19 protein-coding genes are annotated in these 18,686 nt (G+C 69.8%); 5 read left to right on the forward strand and 14 right to left on the reverse strand.

Annotated elements, in window-relative coordinates; genetic code table 11:
- Positions 1–16: 16 nt before the first annotated feature.
- Entirely contained in the window at positions 17–769 is a 753-nt protein-coding gene (locus tag AC4HOU_RS05280; protein ID WP_194992283.1) for a maleate cis-trans isomerase family protein, read from the forward strand.
- On the forward strand, positions 756–1,421 hold the full coding sequence (locus AC4HOU_RS05285) for a GntR family transcriptional regulator (protein WP_194992284.1): 666 nt from the start codon (positions 756–758) through the stop codon (positions 1,419–1,421). The genes AC4HOU_RS05280 and AC4HOU_RS05285 overlap by 14 nt, the downstream gene beginning before the upstream one ends.
- Before the next feature lie 18 nt (positions 1,422–1,439).
- Here the strand turns inward: AC4HOU_RS05285 and AC4HOU_RS05290 are convergent, their stop codons facing one another.
- Positions 1,440–1,841, reverse strand: a complete 402-nt coding sequence (locus AC4HOU_RS05290; protein WP_163811804.1) for a DUF4345 domain-containing protein — start codon at positions 1,839–1,841, stop codon at positions 1,440–1,442.
- Positions 1,842–1,979: 138 nt separating this feature from the next.
- Here AC4HOU_RS05290 and AC4HOU_RS05295 point away from each other — a divergent pair, with 138 nt between their 5' ends.
- Positions 1,980–2,588, forward strand: coding sequence for a TetR/AcrR family transcriptional regulator (locus AC4HOU_RS05295; protein WP_195007026.1), 609 nt, complete (start codon positions 1,980–1,982; stop codon positions 2,586–2,588).
- Between the two features lie 25 nt (positions 2,589–2,613).
- Here AC4HOU_RS05295 and truB read toward each other — a convergent pair whose 3' ends face one another.
- From truB to rimP, 11 genes are all read right to left on the reverse strand, one after another.
- Positions 2,614–3,531 carry a tRNA pseudouridine(55) synthase TruB gene (gene truB, locus AC4HOU_RS05300; RefSeq protein WP_416382043.1) on the reverse strand — a complete coding sequence of 306 codons (918 nt, stop codon included), beginning with the start codon at positions 3,529–3,531 and terminating at the stop codon, positions 2,614–2,616.
- A complete protein-coding gene (gene npt, locus AC4HOU_RS05305) occupies positions 3,528–4,193 on the reverse strand; it encodes a 4'-phosphopantetheinyl transferase Npt (RefSeq protein ID WP_195007025.1) in 666 nt (221 codons plus the stop codon). The genes truB and npt overlap by 4 nt, the downstream gene beginning before the upstream one ends.
- Before the next feature lie 84 nt (positions 4,194–4,277).
- Complete coding sequence (locus AC4HOU_RS05310; RefSeq protein ID WP_163812019.1) at positions 4,278–5,234, reverse strand: metallophosphoesterase family protein; 957 nt, start codon at positions 5,232–5,234, stop codon at positions 4,278–4,280.
- Between the two features lie 123 nt (positions 5,235–5,357).
- Complete coding sequence (locus AC4HOU_RS05315; protein ID WP_228807144.1) at positions 5,358–6,899, reverse strand: MATE family efflux transporter; 1,542 nt, start codon at positions 6,897–6,899, stop codon at positions 5,358–5,360.
- Positions 6,900–6,996: 97 nt separating this feature from the next.
- A complete protein-coding gene (locus AC4HOU_RS05320) occupies positions 6,997–8,058 on the reverse strand; it encodes a DHH family phosphoesterase (RefSeq protein ID WP_194992752.1) in 1,062 nt (353 codons plus the stop codon).
- A gap of 69 nt (positions 8,059–8,127) precedes the next feature.
- Positions 8,128–8,568, reverse strand: coding sequence for a 30S ribosome-binding factor RbfA (rbfA, locus tag AC4HOU_RS05325; protein ID WP_163811793.1), 441 nt, complete (start codon positions 8,566–8,568; stop codon positions 8,128–8,130).
- A gap of 28 nt (positions 8,569–8,596) precedes the next feature.
- On the reverse strand, positions 8,597–8,887 hold the full coding sequence (locus tag AC4HOU_RS05330) for a DUF503 domain-containing protein (RefSeq protein ID WP_014351998.1): 291 nt from the start codon (positions 8,885–8,887) through the stop codon (positions 8,597–8,599).
- A 78-nt stretch (positions 8,888–8,965) separates the two neighbouring features.
- A complete protein-coding gene (gene infB / locus AC4HOU_RS05335) occupies positions 8,966–11,905 on the reverse strand; it encodes a translation initiation factor IF-2 (RefSeq protein ID WP_163811791.1) in 2,940 nt (979 codons plus the stop codon).
- A gap of 111 nt (positions 11,906–12,016) precedes the next feature.
- Positions 12,017–12,385, reverse strand: coding sequence for a YlxR family protein (locus tag AC4HOU_RS05340; RefSeq protein ID WP_375139377.1), 369 nt, complete (start codon positions 12,383–12,385; stop codon positions 12,017–12,019).
- Between the two features lie 101 nt (positions 12,386–12,486).
- Positions 12,487–13,515 (reverse strand): transcription termination factor NusA, encoded by a 1,029-nt coding sequence (gene nusA / locus AC4HOU_RS05345; RefSeq protein ID WP_014352000.1) that lies wholly within the window; start codon positions 13,513–13,515, stop codon positions 12,487–12,489.
- Complete coding sequence (rimP, locus tag AC4HOU_RS05350; RefSeq protein ID WP_163811787.1) at positions 13,512–14,192, reverse strand: ribosome maturation factor RimP; 681 nt, start codon at positions 14,190–14,192, stop codon at positions 13,512–13,514. Before rimP ends, nusA begins: the two co-directional genes overlap by 4 nt.
- Before the next feature lie 218 nt (positions 14,193–14,410).
- Between rimP and AC4HOU_RS05355 the strand changes: the two genes are divergently transcribed.
- A complete protein-coding gene (locus tag AC4HOU_RS05355) occupies positions 14,411–14,971 on the forward strand; it encodes a hypothetical protein (protein WP_324191459.1) in 561 nt (186 codons plus the stop codon).
- Between the two features lie 76 nt (positions 14,972–15,047).
- Positions 15,048–15,482 (forward strand): ferritin-like domain-containing protein, encoded by a 435-nt coding sequence (locus tag AC4HOU_RS05360; RefSeq protein ID WP_194991844.1) that lies wholly within the window; start codon positions 15,048–15,050, stop codon positions 15,480–15,482.
- A gap of 187 nt (positions 15,483–15,669) precedes the next feature.
- Here AC4HOU_RS05360 and AC4HOU_RS05365 read toward each other — a convergent pair whose 3' ends face one another.
- Positions 15,670–17,421 carry an acyl-CoA dehydrogenase family protein gene (locus AC4HOU_RS05365; protein WP_195007024.1) on the reverse strand — a complete coding sequence of 584 codons (1,752 nt, stop codon included), beginning with the start codon at positions 17,419–17,421 and terminating at the stop codon, positions 15,670–15,672.
- Between the two features lie 56 nt (positions 17,422–17,477).
- A partial coding sequence (locus tag AC4HOU_RS05370; protein ID WP_490724171.1) for an FAD-dependent oxidoreductase occupies positions 17,478–18,686 on the reverse strand: 1,209 nt, incomplete at its 5' end.

Genomic DNA, 18,686 nt, shown 5'->3' on the forward strand with positions numbered 1-18,686 from the left:
CCGACCGAGGTGGCAGATGCGCACTCCGACCGTAGGTTTCATCTACCCCGACCACGCGGCCGAGGACGACTACGCGCTGGTCGCCCGAACGCTCGGCGCGCGGCTCGAGGTCGCCCACATCTACGGCACCGATCTGCACGCGGTGCCGGAGCTGCTCGATCTCGGCAGTCCGGACAAGCTGCGCCACGGCGCGCGCCTGCTCGCCTGGCACCGACCGGCCGCGCTGGTGTGGGCATGCACCTCGGGCAGTTTCGTGTTCGGCCCGGAGGGCGCGCGCGAACAGGTGCGGCAGTTGGCGGCGTATGCCGGGGTGCCTGCCTCCAGCACCAGCATCGCGTTCGTCGAGGCGGCACGGGCGCTGGGAGTGCGCACGGTCGCGGTGGCCGCCAGCTATCCCGACGAGGTGGCGCGATTGTTCGTGGAGTTCCTCGCCGACGCAGGCATCACCGTGGTAGCGATGGCGAGCGCCGGGATCGATACCGCCGCCGAAGTCGGCACCCTGACCGCCGAGCAGGTGCTGGACCTGGCGGTGCGCCATGACCATCCCGACGCACAGGCACTGCTGATTCCCGATACCGCCATGCACACCCTGGCCGTCCTCGCGCGACTGGAGACCGCGCTGGGGAAACCCGTGCTCACCGCGAACCAGGTCACGGTCTGGGAGGGTCTGCGATTGAGCGGCGGCCTGCGCGGCAGTGCCGAGCTCGGCGCACTGTTCGCCGACCCCTCCCGATCGGATATCGAAAGGCCTCGTTATGCCCGTCATTGATTTCGAGCCGGTGAACCGGCAGTCGACCGCCGAGATGATCGCCGATCGGCTGCGCGAGGCGATCATGCGTGGTGGGCTGGCGCCGGGTGATCAGCTGGGCGAGGCCGAGCTGGCCGCCCGGTTCGGGGTATCCCGCGGGCCGGTGCGCGAGGCCATGCAGCGGCTGGTCTCGGAGGGGTTGGCCACCAGCATCCGCAATCGCGGGATCTTCGTCGTCGATCTGACCCTCGACGATCTGGTCGACATCTACCGCGCCAGGTCCGCCCTGGAAGGTGGTGCGCTGACGCTGATCCTCGACGGCAGGCGCGAGATCGCCTATCAGGCCCTGGAACCCAGCGTCACCGCGATGCTCGCGCACGCCGAACAGGGTGAGGCCACCGCGGTCTCCGATGCCGACCAGGCCTTCCACGAAGCGCTCGTCGAGAGTGCGGGCAGCCCGCGGCTGGTGCGCGCCGCCCGCACCCTGCTGATCGAGACCCGCATGTGCCTCGGCGCCCTCCAGACCACCTATCCCGACCTGCGCGAGCAGGCCCGCGAACACATCGAACTCCGCGACGCCATCGGCTCCGCGCCCGCCGCCGCCGTCCAGGCGATGCTCGCCGAGCACATGGACGACGCGGTACGCAGGCTGCGCGATCGATACGCGGACTGAGCGAACGGCCACGCCGGATCACACCCGAGCAGGCACCGGTTGCCGCCCGCGCTCGATCGCCGCCGCCAACGCGAAGAACACCGGAGGTAGCACGATCTCGATGACGGTGAGCACGATCTGGAACCAGTGCGGCCACCCGTGCACCGCCAGCGAGATCAACCGCCCGACCGCGCCGAGGGCGAAGATCCCGGCCAGCCAGCGCACCGCCCACAGGTTGATCGGCGACTGGCGCACCGCCCAGATCCAGGCGAGCCCGTAGCCGACGAAGATCGCGCCGAAGAACCGGCTCTGACTGTCGGCGGTCACGCCGTTCCACTCCATATCGGGCACCGAGTCCTTGCCGAGGCCCAGGTGATAGCAGCCGATGGCGACGCAGGCGACGCCCATCGTCCAGGTCAGCCAGGTGAGTGCGCGAGTCATGGGACCCTCCGATCAGCATGCCGTCGTCGGCGTGAATTCTGTTGCCGCGCCGCGTGCTATCCACCCGGCGTCGTAGTAGACGTGCGTCTACTACGACCATACGAGCGTTGGTAGACACGCGTCAACTAAGCTGTGTTCATGAGCGCCCGCCGCCGTCTCGCCCCGGAGCAACGCCGCCTACTGCTGGTCGAGGCCGGTGCGCGCTTGTTCGGCGAACGGCCCTATGACGCGGTGCTGATGGAGGACGTCGCGGCGGCGGCCGGGGTCTCCCGGGCGCTGCTCTACCGGCATTTCCCGACCAAGCGGGAGCTGTTCGCGGCCGTCTACGAGCAGGCGTCAGCGGATCTGCTCGTCGCCACCGAACTCGACGCCGACAGCCCGTTCGCCGAGCAACTGGCCGCCGGACTCGACGCCCATTTCGACTACTTCGAGTCCAACGCCCACTCGGTGATCGCCGCCAACCGCGTGCTCGCCACCGACCCGACGATCCAGGCGATCATCTCCGGCGAGCTGGGCGAACTGCGACTGCGGCTGCTCGACGTTCTCGGCGTCGAGGGCCAATTGCGCGAGGCTACCTCGGCGGTGCTGATGTCCTGGCTGACCTACGTACGCGTGCTGACGATCGATTGGCTGGAGAACCACAGCCTGACTCGCGAGCAGATGCGTCAGGTCAGCGTCGGAGCACTGCTGGGCGCCCTCGAGGCGCTTTTGGGTCCCGGCCGGTTCCCGCCGAGCGCGGCCGGCTGACGCGCTGCGGCCCGTCTAGCGCGATTCAGGCCAATCCGCGTGGACGGACCACCATCACCGGTGCGGCGCGTTTGCCCTTCTCCTCCAGCAACGCGATGGCGGTGCCGTCCTCGGTCAGCGCCGCATACACCCCGGACAGGCCGATCGGATCGAGCCAGCGGCCGTCGCGCAGCGATTCGGCCTGGGCCGCGTCGATGCCGCGATGCGGGAAGGCGGTGCGGACCGCGGCGTCGATATCGAGGCTCAGCCCGGGATCGTCGGCGAGCTGATCGAGCGTGCGGGCATGGTCGAGAGTGAACGGCCCGACCCGCGTGCGGCGCAAGGCGGTCAGGTGACCGCCGACGCCGAGCGCGGCGCCGAGATCACGGGCCAGCGCCCGCACGTAGGTGCCCGAGGAGCATTCCACGACCACATCCAGATCGACGAAGTCCCCGACAGCACGGCGTGCCAGCAGGTCGAACCGGTGCACGGTGACCGGCCGGGCCGCCAGCCGCACCTCCTCGCCGGCGCGGTGACGGGCGTAGGCACGTTCGCCGCCGACCTTGATGGCGCTGACGGTGGCGGGGATCTGCTGGATCTCGCCGGTGAGCGCGGCGATACCGGCGGCGATATCGGCGTCGGTGACCGCACCGGCCGGTGCGGTGGAGACGATCTCGCCCTCGGCGTCGTCGGTGGTGGTGGCCTGACCGAGCCGGATGGTGGCGGTGTAGGCCTTGGTGGTGAGGGTGAGCAGCCCGAGCAGTTTGGTGGCGCGTTCGACCCCGAGCACCAGCACACCGGTCGCCATCGGGTCGAGCGTGCCCGCGTGACCGACCTTCTTGGTGCGCAACAACTTCCGGCATCGGGCGACCACGTCGTGACTGGTCAGGCCACCGTCCTTGTCGACGATCAGCAGCCCACCGAGCCCATCGGGGCCGAGCACCGGCTTGTCGGCGGCCATCAGGCGTGCACGATCGCGGTGAGGATGAGACCGTCGGCGATCTGCCAGCGGCCGTCGAACGAGGTGAGCGGCATGCCGCCGTCGGTGACCTGGCCGGGAACCAGCAGCTCGCTACGGAAGCTGCCGGACGCCTTGTCGGAGGAATCGTCGACGGTGAAGGTGATGTGGGCGTCCTCGAAGCCCAGCCACCGCCCGGTCAACGGGAACCACGCCTTGTATGTGGCCTCTTTCGCGCAGAACAGCAGCCGATCCATATGCAGCTCGGAATCGGTGGCGCGCAGCCATTCTCGTTCCGCGGGCAGGCTCACCGAATCGAGCACGCCCTCCGGCAGCGTGTCGTGCGGTTCGGCGTCGATACCGATCGAGCGGAAGCGCAGCTTGTGCCCCAGCGCGGCGGCGCGGTACCCGTCGCAGTGGGTGAGACTGCCGACGATGCCGCGCGGCCACACCGGCGCGCCTCGCTCCCCCTTGCCGATCGCGACCTCCGGCTCCCCCAGCTGCGCCAGCGCCAGCCGAGCACAGTGGCGCGCCCCGATGAAGTCGCGGCGGCGCTTGTCCACCGACTTCGCGATCAGATGCTCTTCGGCCGGATGCGCCCGCAGGCCCTCCGGGTACGTCAGCAGCTCGGCCGACGCGACCCCGGCGGGCAGAATGTTCTCGATCATCGCGATCGAGCCTAGTAGGTGCGCAGAGCGCTTCCGCCGCAGCCCGGGCACCCCGTCTCCGGCGCAGCCCGGCAGCGTGCTGCGCTATACCCCGCGGCGACGTTGTGCCTTGCTGCGCATCTCGGCGGCGGCTGCCTCCATCTCCGGGGTGACCTTGAAATGCCCGCCCCACGAGTTGAGCGTGCCGGGCGGATATTCGGGCTCGGGCAGAATCTGGCGCAGCAGCCGCTCGGGCATGCCGCGGCGCTGCCATTCCCGCGGATAGCCCAGCGACACCTCTTCGAAGCGCACACCCTCGTAGTAGGTGGTGCGCGGGATGTGCAGGTGTCCGTAGACCGAGCAGACCACGTTGTAGCGGATATGCCAGTCGGCGGTGAGATCGGTGCCGCACCAGAGCGCGAATTCGGGGTAGAACAGCACATCGGTGGGTTCGCGCACCAGCGGGAAGTGGTTGATCAGCACCAGCGGCGTGCCCTCGGGCAGCGCGTTGAGCTTGCGTTCGGTCACCTGCACCCGGGCATGGCACCAGGCGTCGCGGGTGAGGTACGGATCGGGCGAGAGCAGGAACTCGTCGGTGGCCACCACATTGCGTTCCCTGGCCACGGCCAGGCCCTCGGCCTTGGTCTTGGTGCCCTCGGGCAGGAACGAATAGTCGTAGAGCAGAAACATCGGCGCCAGCGTCACCGCGCCGCCGTAGGGTTCCGAGCCCGCGCCACGCCACACCGGGAACGGGTCTTCCGGGGTCAGCACGTCCAGGTCCCGGCAGATCGACACCAGGTACTCGTAGCGCGCGACGCCGTGCATCTGCACCGGATCCTTGGCCGTGGTCCACAGTTCATGGTTGCCCGGCACCCAGATCACCGTCTTGAAGCGGCTGCGCAGCAGTTCCAGCGCCCACCGGATGTCGTCGGACTTCTCCGCGACATCACCGGCGACGATCAGCCAGTCCTCCGGCGAGTCGGGGTGGATCTGTTCGACGACGGGACGATTGCCCTGGTGCCCGACATGAATGTCGCTCACCGCCATCAACTTGGGTATCACCACACCCACCTTGGCATACCGATGTGACTCCGGCTGCGGGGACCACCGTCGCGACGGGACACACCGCACCGGCGACCGACCAGCGCGGCACCAGAACACCGGACCGCTCCGAGGTACCCGCACTCACCGCGCGGCACGCGGAACCTCGGCCCCGACCGTCGCCCAGCGCCCGGACATCGCCCGCCAGACGACGGCGACCAGCCGCAACGCCATGAACGCCACCAATCCGGACCAGATCCCGGCGATCCCCCAGTCGAAGGCCAGCGACAGCCAGATCGCGGGCAGGAAGCCGAGCAGCGCCGCACCGAGGGTGGTGGTGCGCAGGTAGGCGGCGTCACCGGCACCCAGCAGGACGCCGTCGAGCGCGAACACGATGCCCGCCACCGGGATCAACGCGACGAAGAACCACCACACCACGCCGGTGCGGTCCAGCACAGCGGGATCATCGGTGAACAGCGGTGGAATCACCGCGGCCCCCGCGGCGAAGATCGCGGCGAGTCCGAGCGCGAAGATTTCCGACCAGCCGGTGATCCGGCGGGCCAGGCTGCGGGCACCGGAGGCATTGCCCGCGCCGAGCGCCGCGCCGACCAGCGTTTGTGCCGCGATGGCCAGCGAATCCAAGGTCAATGCGAGGAAATTCCACAGCTGCAACACCAGCTGATGCGCGGCAACCGAAGCCGCACCGAACCGGGCGGCCACCGCCGCGGCCGAGACGAAGCAGGCCTGGAAGGCGAGGCTGCGGGCGATCAGATCCCGGCCGAGCACCAGCTGTGCCCGCATCACCGACGGATGCGGCCGCAGCTCGACCCGTTCCCGTACCAGCGCCCACACGAACAGGCCGGCGGTCACCGCCTGACCGGCCACATTGGCCACCGCCGAACCGGGCAGTTCCATCCGTGGCGCACCCACCAGCCCGTGCACCAGCACCGGGCACAGCACCGCGGACAAGGCCAGCCCGGCCACGACGTAGGTGAGCGGGCGCCGCGTCTGCTGCACCCCGCGCATCCACCCGTTGCCGGCCATCGACAGCAGGATCAACGGCACACCGAACAGCGCGATGCGTACCCAGTCCAGTGCCTCGTCCGCGATACCGCCGCCCCCGGAGATCGCCCCGACGATGGGCACGGCGAACAGCTGCACCACCGCGACGATCACCAGTCCGATGCCTGCCGCCAGCCAACTGGCCTGCACCCCTTCGGCCACCGCGCCGCGTTCGTCACCGGCACCGTGGCGTCGAGCCGCCCGCGCTGTCGTGCCGTAGGCGAGGAAGGTGAGCTGCGAACTCACCTGGGCAAGAATCAATCCGCCGACGGCGAGGCCCGCCAAGGCCAGCGCCCCGAGCCGGCCGACCACGGCGAGATCGAAGAGCAAGTAGACGGGCTCGGCGACCAGGACACCGAGCGTCGGTAGGGCCAGCGCGAGAATGCGCCGCGGACCGGCATCGGCAGGATCAGCCGTGGTTCTCTGCGGGCCGGTAGCGGATGGCGCCACGTCCACAGAATCCGAAGCGGTACCCGCGGGCGAGCCGGGCCGGGTGTCGTCGACTTCGGCCGCTACCCGGTGAGCGGCCGGATCGGCGTGCTCGCCTCCCCCGGCGCTCGCGCGCGAGGCATCCGGGCCGGTGCCCCTGGTGCGGCCGTGCGGGTTCCGGGCGTCACCGGCCATGCTCACCACGCCATCCGTCGGTGGGTCTCCGGCGGCACCGAGCCGGTACGCCCCATCGGTTGACCCAGACGCAGGTAACGCACGGCCGTCGGCGCACTCATCCCAGACCCGCCAGCAGTTCGGCGACGATCTCCTCCGGTGTCCCGTGCGCGGTATACCCCGCGGCGTAACGGTGTCCGCCGCCGCCGAGCGCGGTGGCGACGGCGGAGACATCGAGTCCGTCGTGGCGGTCGGGGCCGCTGTCCTTGGAGCGCAGCGACACCGTCCAGCGCCCGGGCTCCGCCGATTCCTTGAACACGGCGGCCACCCCGGCCTCGGCGGTGGTGCGCACGATATCGACGACGCTTTCGGCTTCCTCCTGCGTCACACCGTCCAAGTCGGCGCGCCGCACGAACGCGTACACCAGACCGACGCCACCGCACACCTGCGGCGCCAAGCGGGCCGAGCCGAGCACCCGGGACAGCATCGGCAGCCAGCCGAAGGGATGGGTGTCGAGCAGCGTTTGCGCGATCTCGGCGCCGTCGATGCCCGTGGCGAGCAGCCGTTCGGCCAGTTCATGGGTGCCGGGACGGACCCACCGGAACGAACCGGTATCGGTCACCAGCCCCGCGTACAGACAGTGCGCGACGGACCGGTCGATGGGCTCACCCCAGACGTCGAACAGCCGGGTGAGCACACTCGTGGTGGATTCGGCCGAGGGGTCGACGAGATTGATCGTGCCGAATCGGGTGTTGGACCGATGATGGTCGATGACCAGCGTGCTGCGGGCACCGGCGAGCCGGTCGGCCAGCCCGCCCAGCCGCGCGGCACTGCCGCAGTCGACGGCGACGAGCAGGTCCACCTGCTCGGGGACCTCGGCCGGTGGCACCAGATGCTCCGCGCCGGGTAGCGAACTCATCGACACCGGCAGCTGCGCGGGTTCGGCGAACGACACCCGAACGGCAACCCCACGTCGATGCAGCACCTGCGCCAGGGCCAGCCCGCTGCCGATGGTGTCGGCGTCGGGCTGCACATGGCACAGGATGGTGACCGATGCGGCGGCCGCCAAGGCCCGCGCCGCCGTCGTGAAATCGGCGGTACCGGGCCGCGCGTCATCCGAGCCGTCCGCCGGTTCGGGAGCCGGGCCTGCCGCTCCCGCTCGCTGTCCAGTTGTCGTCATCGCCTACCGCGAGTCCCGGGTCATCCCCGCGGGCGCGCGAAGCGCTGACGACGGCCCGCCCGCGACGGCCTAGTCCTCATCGGAATCGACCTTGTACGGGTCGGGCTCACCGGCATGGGTGGCGTTGGCCGCGACCTTCGCCACCTCGTCGTCGGCGGCCCTGGCCTTGGCCAGCAGGTCCTCCATCTGCCGCGCCGCATCCGGCACGGTGTCGAGGACGAACGCCAGCGTCGGAGTGAATTTCACCCCGGTGCCCGCACCCACCTTCGAGCGCAGCACGCCCTTGGCCTTCTCCAGGCCGGCCGCCGCGGCGGCGTAATCCGGTTCGGCGTCGACGGTTTCGCCCATCACCGTGTAGTACACGGTGGCGTCGCGTAGATCGCCGGTCACCTTCGCATCGGTCACGGTCACGAACCGCAGCCGCGGATCCTTCACCTCGTATTCGATCGCGGTGGCCACGATCGCCGAGATCCGCTTGGCGAGTCGGCGTGCCCTGGCTTGATCCGCCATGGCCGCTCCTTCCTCACTGATTATGAGATCAATCTTCGGGTCCGAAGACCCGGCGGCGTACCGCCAGCAACTGTAACTCCGGACGTGCCGCGACGTGCCGCTCACACTTGTCGAGCACCTCGGTCAGGTGGTCCATTCCGGCACTGACCATGGCTACTCCGAGCAACGAGCGGCGGTAGCGATCATGTTCCCCGCCCTCGGCGGCACTCACCCCGAAGCGCTGCAGCTCGGCCAGAATGGGCCGGATCACCGAGCGCTTCTCTTTCAGCGAATGCACGTCTCCGAGCAGGATGTCGAACTCGAGTGCACCGAGGTACACACAACCTCCAGTTTCGAGCGACGCGACCGGGTGACCGGCGGATCATCGAATCCGCCGGTCACCCGATGTTCGTCACGATCAGTCGCGCGGCTTCTCGCGCAACTCGTAGGCCTCGATGACGTCGCCTTCCTTGATATCGGAGTAGGTGAGCGTCATACCGCATTCGAAGCCCTCGCGGACCTCGGTGGCGTCGTCCTTCTCCCGCTTGAGCGAGGAGATGGTGACGGTCTCGGCGATGACCACGTTGTCGCGCAGCAGGCGCGCCTTGGCATTGCGCTTGACCGAACCCGAGGTGACCATGCAGCCGGCGATGTTGCCGACCTTCGAGGACCGGAAGATCGCCCGGATCTCCGCGCGGCCCAGCTCGACCTCTTCGTAGATCGGCTTGAGCATGCCCTTGAGGGCCTTCTCGATCTCGTCGATGGCCTGGTAGATCACCGAGTAGTACCGGATGTCGACACCCTCGCGGTTGGCCAGCTCGGTGGCCTTGCCCTCGGCCCGGACGTTGAACCCGATGATGATCGCGTTCGACGCCGAGGCCAGGTTGACGTTGGTCTCGGTGACGCCACCGACACCGCGGTCGATGACCCGCAGGCGCACCTCGTCGTCGACCTCGATACCGAGCAGCGCCTCTTCGAGGGCCTCGACGGTACCGGAGTTGTCGCCCTTGAGGATCAGGTTCAGCTCCGAAGTCTCCTTCAGCGCGGCATCCAGATCTTCCAGGCTGATCCGCTTGCGGCTGCGTGCGGCGAGCGCGTTGCGCTTGCGTGCGTTGCGCCGGTCGGCGATCTGACGGGCGATGCGATCCTCGTCGACGACGAGCAGGTTGTCACCGGCGCCGGGCACCGAGGTGAAACCGACGACCTGGACCGGCCGCGACGGCAGCGCCGCCTCGACGTCCTCGCCGTGCTCGTCGACCATGCGACGCACGCGACCGTAGGCGTCGCCTGCCACGATCGAATCGCCGACGCGCAGCGTGCCGCGCTGGATCAGCACCGTGGCGACCGGGCCGCGGCCGCGGTCCAGATGCGCCTCGATGGCGACACCCTGGGCGTCCATATCCGGGTTGGCCCGCAGGTCCAGCGCCGCGTCCGCGGTGAGCAGCACCGCTTCCAGCAGAGCGTCGATATTGGTGCCCTGCTTGGCGGAGATGTCGACGAACATGGTGTCGCCGCCGTACTCCTCGGCCACCAGGTTGTACTCGGTCAGCTGCTGCCGGATCTTCTCCGGGTTCGCGCCTTCCTTGTCGATCTTGTTGACCGCGACCACGATCGGCACGTCGGCCGCCTGGGCGTGGTTGATCGCCTCCACCGTCTGCGGCATGACGCCGTCGTCGGCGGCGACCACAAGGATCGCGATGTCGGTGGCCTTGGCGCCACGGGCACGCATGGCGGTGAACGCCTCGTGACCCGGGGTGTCGATGAAGGTGATCAGCCGATCGTCCTCACCGAGGTGGGTCATCACCTGGTAGGCGCCGATGTGCTGGGTGATACCGCCGGCCTCGCCCTCACGGACGTTGGCCTTACGGATGGTGTCCAGCAGTCGGGTCTTACCGTGGTCGACGTGACCCATGACGGTCACCACCGGCGGACGCTGCTCGAGGTCTTCTTCGCCGCCTTCGTCCTCGCCGTAGCTGAGGTCGAACGATTCCAGCAGCTCGCGGTCCTCGTCCTCGGGGCTGACCACGTGCACGACGTAGTTCATCTCGCTGCCGAGCAGCTCGAGGGTCTCGTCGTTCACCGACTGGGTCGCGGTGACCATCTCACCGAGGTTGAACAGGGCCTGCACCAGCGAGGCCGGGTTCGCGTCGATCTTCTCGGCGAAGTCCGACAGCGAGGCGCCACGGGCGAGCCGGATGATCTCGCCGTTGCCGCGCGGCAGCCGCACGCCGCCGACGGCGGGCGCCTGCATGTTCTCGTATTCGGCGCGCTTCGCCCGCTTCGACTTGCGGCCACGACGCGGAGCGCCACCGGGACGACCGAACGCACCGGCCGCACCACCGCGACCGCCGGGTCCACCCGGGCGACCGCCGCCGCCACCGGGACGACCACGGAAACCACCGGCCGCGGGAGCACCGGCACCGGCGCCGGGGGCACCGCCACCGCCACCGCGGTAGCCGCCACCGCCGCCGCCACCGGGACGACCGGCGCCGCCACCGGCACCGGGACGACCGGGACGGCCGCCACCGGCCGGGCCGGGACGCGCGGACCGCGCGGGCATGGCACCGGGGCTGGGACGCGGGGGCATCGAGCCGGGGCTCGGACGCGGACCGCCGGGACGCGGGCCACCGCCCTGCGCGGCGGCCGGGCGCGGACCACCCTGCGCCGGACCCGGACGGGGACCGCCCTGGGCCGGGCCGGGACGCGGTCCACCCTGACCGGGCACCGGACGTCCACCGGCCTGGCCGGGGCCGGGACGGGGAGCCGGACGCTCACGCTCGGGCGCGGACGAATACGGGTTGTTGCCCACACGCGGGGTCTTCGGACCGGGCTTGGGACCGGCCGGACGCGGCGCGGCCTGCGCGGGGGCGCCGGGACGCTGCTGCTGCTGGCCGGGGCGCGGCGCACCCGGCGTGGGCCGAGTACCGGGCTGGGCCTGCGGGGCGGCCTTGGCGGCCGGGGCCGGGCTGGGCGCCTGCGCTGCCGCTTCCTTGGCGGGAGCGGGCGCGGGGCCGGGCTTCACCGCCGGGCCGGGACGCGGAGCCGGGGTCGCGGGCGCCTCGGGAGCGGCGGCCTGCGCCGGAGCCGGGGTGCGCGGACCCGGACGCGGACCACCCGCGGCGGGCTTGGCGGCCGGACGGGCCGCGGTCGACGGACCGGGCTTCGCCCCGGCCTTGGCACCGTTCGCCGGTGCGGACTTGGATGCGAACGATTCACGCAGACGGCGCGCGACGGGTGCTTCCACCGTCGACGACGCCGACTTCACGAACTCGCCTTGCTCCTTGAGCGTTGCGAGTAGTTCCTTGCTCGTGACACCGAGTTCTTTGGCCAACTCGTGCACGCGGGCCTTGCCTGCCACTGCTCTCCTCACTGAGAGGTCGAGCAGCGCCACCGTTGTTCAGGGGACGGCGGCCCGCACGACCTCGGGTTATCTCCGATGGACGTTCATCGTTGGTACTTCACGGTGTGCTCATGAGTGCTCGTGCCTGTTCTCGAGGTAATGCTCCAGGGCTGAGATATCCAGATGTCCGGACACTCGTAGTGCTCTGCCGATCGCTCGGCGCCGAACCGCAAGGCTCAGACAAGCCGAAAGGGGGTGCAACCAGGCACCCCGTCCGGGAAGTCTGCGCCGCGGGTCGGGCACGATCTCGACAACGTCGCCGCTGCCGTTCCGGGCCACGATCCGCAACAGATCGGCGGCCAGCTCGCGCCTACGGCATCCGATACACGTTCGCACCGGAGCTGCCGGGCGCTGGGGCGCCTGGGGATGCTCGGTGGTGCGTTCGGGCGGGGAAACCGGCGGCTCGTGCTGAACCTTGGACCACTCTACCGCTGCCACGGTCCGATCACCGAACCCCGCCCCTGCCGAAGTTACCAACATGTCATCCCGGCCGGTTGTTCCCCGCGGCGCCGCGCCGGGCCGCGCACGTCGCGAGTGGGTCAACTGTGCTGGGCTTCCGTGCGCACGCCACCACCGGTGTCGGGGGCGGCGTCGCTGCGGATATCGATGCGCCAGCCGGTCAGCCGGGCGGCCAGGCGAGCGTTCTGGCCCTCCTTGCCGATGGCCAGCGAGAGCTGGAAATCCGGGACGACGACGCGCGCGGCCCGCGCATCCGGATCCACGATTGTGACCGACACCACCTTCGACGGCGAGAGCGCATTACCGACGAAGGTCGCCGGATCGTCGGCGTAATCGATGATGTCGATCTTCTCCCCGGCCAGCTCGCTCATCACATTGCGCACGCGCTGACCCATCGGGCCGATGCACGCGCCCTTGGCGTTGACCCCGGCGACGGTGGAGCGGACCGCGATCTTGGATCGGTGCCCCGCCTCCCTGGCGACGGCGACGATCTCCACCGACCCATCGGCGATCTCGGGCACCTCAAGCGCGAACAGCCGCCGCACCAGATTCGGGTGCGTCCGCGACAGCGTGATCTGCGGGCCACGCGGCCCGCGCGAGACGCCGACGACGTAACACTTGATCCGGTCGCCGTGCTCGTAGCTCTCGCCCGGCACCTGCTCGGCAGGCGGGATCAGACCCTCGGCGCCGTGCAGTTCGCTGCCGATGCGCACCACGACCGTGCCGCGGGCGTTGGCGCGGGCATCGCGCTGCACGACACCGCCGACGATATCGCCCTCATGGGTGGAGAATTCGCCGAAGGACTTCTCGTTCTCGGCGTCACGCAGCCGCTGCAACACCACTTGGCGGGCGGTGGTGGCGGCGATGCGGCCGAAACCCTCCGGGGTGTCGTCCCATTCGGAGATGACGTTGCCGTCGGCGTCGAGTTCGCGCGCCATCACCCGGACCACGCCGGTCTTCTGGTTGATGTCGATGCGCGCGTTGGGCTGGTGGCCCTCGGTATGCCGGTAGGCGGTCAGCAGCGCGGACTCGATCGCGGAGATTACGGTCTCGATCGAGATCCCCTTGTCGGCGACGATCGCGCGCAAGGCTTCGATTTCGATGTTCATTCCACGGTCCCTTCGATCGAATCGGACGCTGCAACAGACTGGGGCGACGCCCCGCTGGTTCCTCTGGTGTCCGCGGCGTCCTCTCCCGCGGGAACAGTTGTGCCCGGCTCGCTGCCGGGGATCGGCCTGCCCGGCGCGACGCCGCCGGCGAGTTCGAGCTCGCGGGGGCTCGGCGGGGAGAACTCCACTTGGACGACGGCGCCGGCGATATCGGCCAGCGGGACGTTGACCCGGTGCGGCTTGGCCTTGCCGCCGAGCACGAGCGCGATGGTGTCGCCGGCGAGCTTGCCCACCCGGGCGTCGAAGGTCGCCTTGCCACCCGGATCGGGCGGTTCGGCGCCGGGGCGCAGCGTCACTCGCACCTTGCGGCCCTGGGCGCGCCGCCAATGCCGGTCGGTGCTCAGCGGGCGGTCGATGCCCGGAGTGGAGACTTCGAGCAGATAGGGCGATTCGCCGAAGTCGCCTGCGTCGTCGAGCTGGGCCGAGAGTTCGTTGCTGAGTTCGGCGATGGCGTCGAGGTCGGCCGGGTCGTCGCTGTCCACGATCACCCGAACCCGAGCCTGGGCATCGGCATGCCGTCCGGCCGTCGAGATCTCGACGCCCTCGAGATCGAATCCCCGGCGTTCGACGGGGCCAGCAACGAGCTGGCTCACCCTTTCCTCGGTCGGCATGGGCATGTGGGGCGGCTCCTGGTTCAGTTGTGGCGCGAGCGGAAATTTCTGTACCGAAGGTCTAGCGTAACGCGCCCGGAGAGTGTAAAGGACGATCGGCTACAAGCAAGTTTCCCCAGCACGTGACGTCCCCACCGGGGCACGTAGCGGCGAAAGGCATGACGGCGACGGACCGGGCTCCGTCCGTGCGCGGTCGCCGGCCGCGCGTCTGGCACGATAGTGCGGTGCCCAACCGCCTTCCCATCCGGTCCGAGGCCGGGTGTATTTCCGGCATACCGATCGATCGGCACGATTCCCGCTTCCGCCCGGTGAACCGGCGCACCGCGCTACGGCTGGCCGGCGCCGGTGCGGCCGGTGCCCTCGCGCTCGCCGCGGCCACCGGGTGCACGCAGGAATCGGAGCTCGAACCCGATCCGCTTCTCACCCAAGAACTTCTGGCGCGCACCGACGCCGCGGCCGCCACCGCGGCCATCGCGCTCGATCCACAGCGTCACGGCGCGCTGACACTGGTGGCCGCCGAACGCACCGCGCACGCGGAGGCGCTGCGCACCGAGATCGACCGTCTCGTCGGCGTCTACGGCGACGGCACCACCCCGAGCCGGCGCCAACCCGAGGTGACCGTCGCCCCCGCGGCGCCGGTCGACGTCGCCACACTGCGCGATCAGCTCACAGGTTCCCAGCGTTCGGCCGCCGAGCTGGCCGCGACCCTCTCCGATTACCGGGCCGGGCTACTCGCCTCGATCAGCGCTGCCTGCGGGGTGCACGCCGGGGTGCTGCTCACGTGAGTGAGCCGCACCCCTTCGCCTCGCCGGTGACCGCCGGGATGCCGGAACCCCTCGCACCTGCCCACAAGGACGCCGCATGACCGAGTCCGAGCGCCGCGCCCTGCTCGACGCACTGAGCGCCGAGCACGCGGCCGTGTACGCCTACGGCCTGATCGCCGCCTATGCCTCCCCCGAGCGCGACCGGCTGGTCGCCGAGCACACCGCCGCCCATCGGGCCCGCCGCGACACCACCGTCGACGCGGTCGAGGCCGCAGGCATCACCGTACCGCCGCCGGACGCGGCCTACACCATGCCGTTCCCGGTGACCGACCCGGTCGCCGCGGCCAGGCTCGCCGCCACCGTCGAATCCGATACCGCGGTCGCCTGGCGCTCGGTGGTGGAGCAGGGCGAATCCGAGCCCGCCCGCCGCATGGGTGTGGAGGCGCTCACCGAATGCGCGCTGCGCCTTGCGGTCTGGCAGTCGATCCTCGGCGTCGCGCCGCCGACGACACCCTTCCCCGGGCAGCCGTAGCCGACATCGCCACGCCGAGCCCGTGGACCGTGAACGGGCACCAGGACCTTCCGCCACGGACCGTATCCGTGGCCTCGGTCCCGCCGAGCGCACCCGGCGGGACCATCGGTCGAGCAGGACGGCTCCCCGGCCGTCGGATCCGATCCGGCCTCGTCGACGGTTTCGAGCGAACGACCGGCTGCGCGAATCAGGCGGGCATCTCGTAGGCGCCGTCGTAGGAGGCGACCTCGGCCCAGACCCGGTCGAAGCGGGCGCGGTCGGCGGCGGGGGTGCGCAGCGCGTCCCTGGCCCACTGCTGCTGGGCCTCGGTAGCCGAGGGCTTGCCGTAGAGGGTGGTGGCGTAGGTGTTGAAGTCGCGGATCTGGAAGTCGAAGATCTGGGCGAGCAGGTCCGGGTTCAGGCCGGTGATGGCGGCCTGCTCCAGGATCAGCTGACCGTAGACCACCAGGGCGAACAGGTGGCCGATGGTGAGCATGAAGTCCAGGTCGCGCTGCTGGTCGGCATCCGGTGCGGCGGTGCCGAGCAGGGTGCGCAGCGCCTGGGCCTGCTCGTAGAAGCGGGCGACGTTGGGGATGTCGGTGTGCTTGTCGTAGACCTGGGTCCAGTCGGCGAACTGCACCTTGCCCGCACCGCGCGCGGGGCCCTGGTGCCAGAAGAATTCGTCGTCGGCGGCGTCGAGGCGGGTGCCGATCTCCGGGTATTCCTTCGGGTTGAACAGGTAGTTCGGCATGAACTTCAGGATCTGGCCGACGTTGACGTGCACCGTGCCCTCGAGCCGGGGCAGGGTGTTGATCAACCGGGCGACCTGGGCGAAGTAGGTGTTCTTCTCGAAACCCTTGGCCGCGAGCACATCCAGCAGCAGGGTCATCACGACCTCGCCCTCGGAGGTGACCTTCGACTTGGTCATCGGGTTGAACAGCAGGTAGCGGCGGTCGTCGAGGCTCGCGCTGCGGAAGTAGTCGACGGCGCGGTCGCTGAACAGCTTCATCGCCACGATCCGGGCGTAGGCGTCGACGAAGTTGGTGCGCACATGCGGGAAGTCGGTGACCGGGTTGCCGTAGAGGATGCGGTTGTTGGCGTGGGTGATGGCCTCGTAGAACGAATGCTCGACCATGCCGATGCCGCCGTGGCAGAGGTTGAACTTGCCGACGTTGACGGTGTTGAGCGCGGCGCTGAAGGCCTCGGGACCGGTGTGCAGGATGTCCTCGGCGCGCACCGGGTAGTTCTCCAGCCGGAAGGTGCTCACATACATCTGCTGGCGTACCACATTGCCGAGCAGGTGGTAGTTCTCGTGCCTGCTGTCGGCGGCGAACCAGACGTAGCCGTCGGCACCCTCGATGTCGGCGCGGCGGGAGAACACCGACACCATGCTCGCGACATTGCCGTTGCCGATGTAGTACTTCTCGCCGTTGGCGCGGAACAGAATGCCCGCCTCGGCGTCGGCGCTGCCCGGCTCGGTCGGGGTGAGCACCAGATCGGTGTTGTAGATGTCGGCGCCGTGCGCACGCTCGGACAGCCCGAACGCCATCACCTCACCGGCGTCCAGATCACGGGCCGCGCGCTGCTTGGCGGCCTCGTTGTCGCTCTGCCAGATCGGGCCGAGCCCGAGGATGGTGACCTGCTCGGCGTACCAGTAGGCCAGCCCATAGAAGCCGAAAATCTCCGAAAGGGCCGCGTTGCGCGCCGCGTCCCAGCGGCGGTTCGGGTCGCCGTCGGCGTATGCAGACGGGGTCAGGAAGGTCGCGAACAGCTTCTCCTGCTTGACGAACTCCAGGAAGTCGGCGGTGAACACCGCGTCATCGTCATCGGCGAGCAGCTGCTTCTTGCCGCGCTGCTCGAACCAGTCGATGGTCGCCCGCAACAGCCGCCGCGTCTCGGCATCGAAATGCTGCGGATCGTAGGTGGCCGGATTGAACAGCACCGCTTCAGAGCTCGTCATGGCCGTCAACCTACCAGTGGGTAGCCCCGTTTCATCGGCCTGACCAGCCCATTCCCCTACGTAACCGTAGGTTCACCGCTGAGTGCGAGCGGCGTCGACGCGCGCGGCGCGACCGCGCGATCGGCGGCCTCCCGGCCCGCGACCCGGCCGAAGGCCAGGGCATCCGCGATATGGAAACCGCCGTCCTTGGCCCAGCTGTAGGTCGAGCTCACCTCACCCGCGGCATACAGACCGTCGATCGCCGCGCCGGACACGTCGAGCACCCGGGAGCGGCCGTCACGGCGCGGGCCGCCATTGCTCCAGCCGAGCAGTGGCGCGACGTCCAGAACGTAGAAGGGCGGTTCGGATACGGGTGCGAGGGTCTTCGGGTCCCGGCCGAAGCTGTCGTCGCGGCCGTATTCGCAGGCCTTGTTGTAGCGGGCGACGGTGCGTTCCAGCGTTGCCGGGTCGACGCCGATGAGGCCGGCGAGCTCGGCGATGGAATCCGCTCGCCGGATCAGGCCGCGGTCGATCTCGGCACTGTTGTCGGCGCTCCAGCTGAAATCCTCCATCAGCAGTTTCCAGCCGACGGGCAGCACCTCGCGGCTCGGACTCAGCGGTCCCGCCTTCCGCATCCGCTCGTCGAAGATCAGGTGGAACGGGCGCAGCGGGAACAGTTCCAGCGCGCCGTTGCGGTAGATGTGGCCGTGCCGGTTCTCGGCGGTTTCGTCGACGAACCGCAGGCCGTCCGGGCCGACGAACAGGTAGTGGTGGGCGCCCCACAGCGCGAGGAAGGCACCGGGCCCGTCATCGACGCGCACCCCGGTGATCGTCATCATGTTGCCCATATGCCACAGGTCCGCGCCCAAGCGCTGGACCATGTGATGGCCGTCGCCGGTGCAGTGCGGCGACCCCCAGATCGGTGCGTCGCTCAGGCGCAGATAGTCGCGGACCATGCCAGGGTTCGCGGCGAAACCGCCCGTGGCCAGGACGACCCCGCCGAGGGCACGGACCCGGCGGCCGTCGGCCGTTCGCACCCCCGCCACCGCCCCGGACTCGGTGAGCAGTTCCACGGCGGGAGTGGAGAACCGCACGTCGATATCGCGCTCGGTGAGCGCGCCGAGCAGGAAGTCGTAGAGCAGGAAGTTGCCCATCTGCGCGCCGACGGTGTCCATGCCCGCGTAGCAGTCACTGCCGTCGAGGGTGAGATATTCGGCCTCGGTGTGGTACTGGGGGAGCGCGCCCCCACCGACGCAAAACCAGCACCAACCCCCCAAACCTCGCGC

Source organism: Nocardia sp. JCM 38205 (assembly GCF_058222935.1).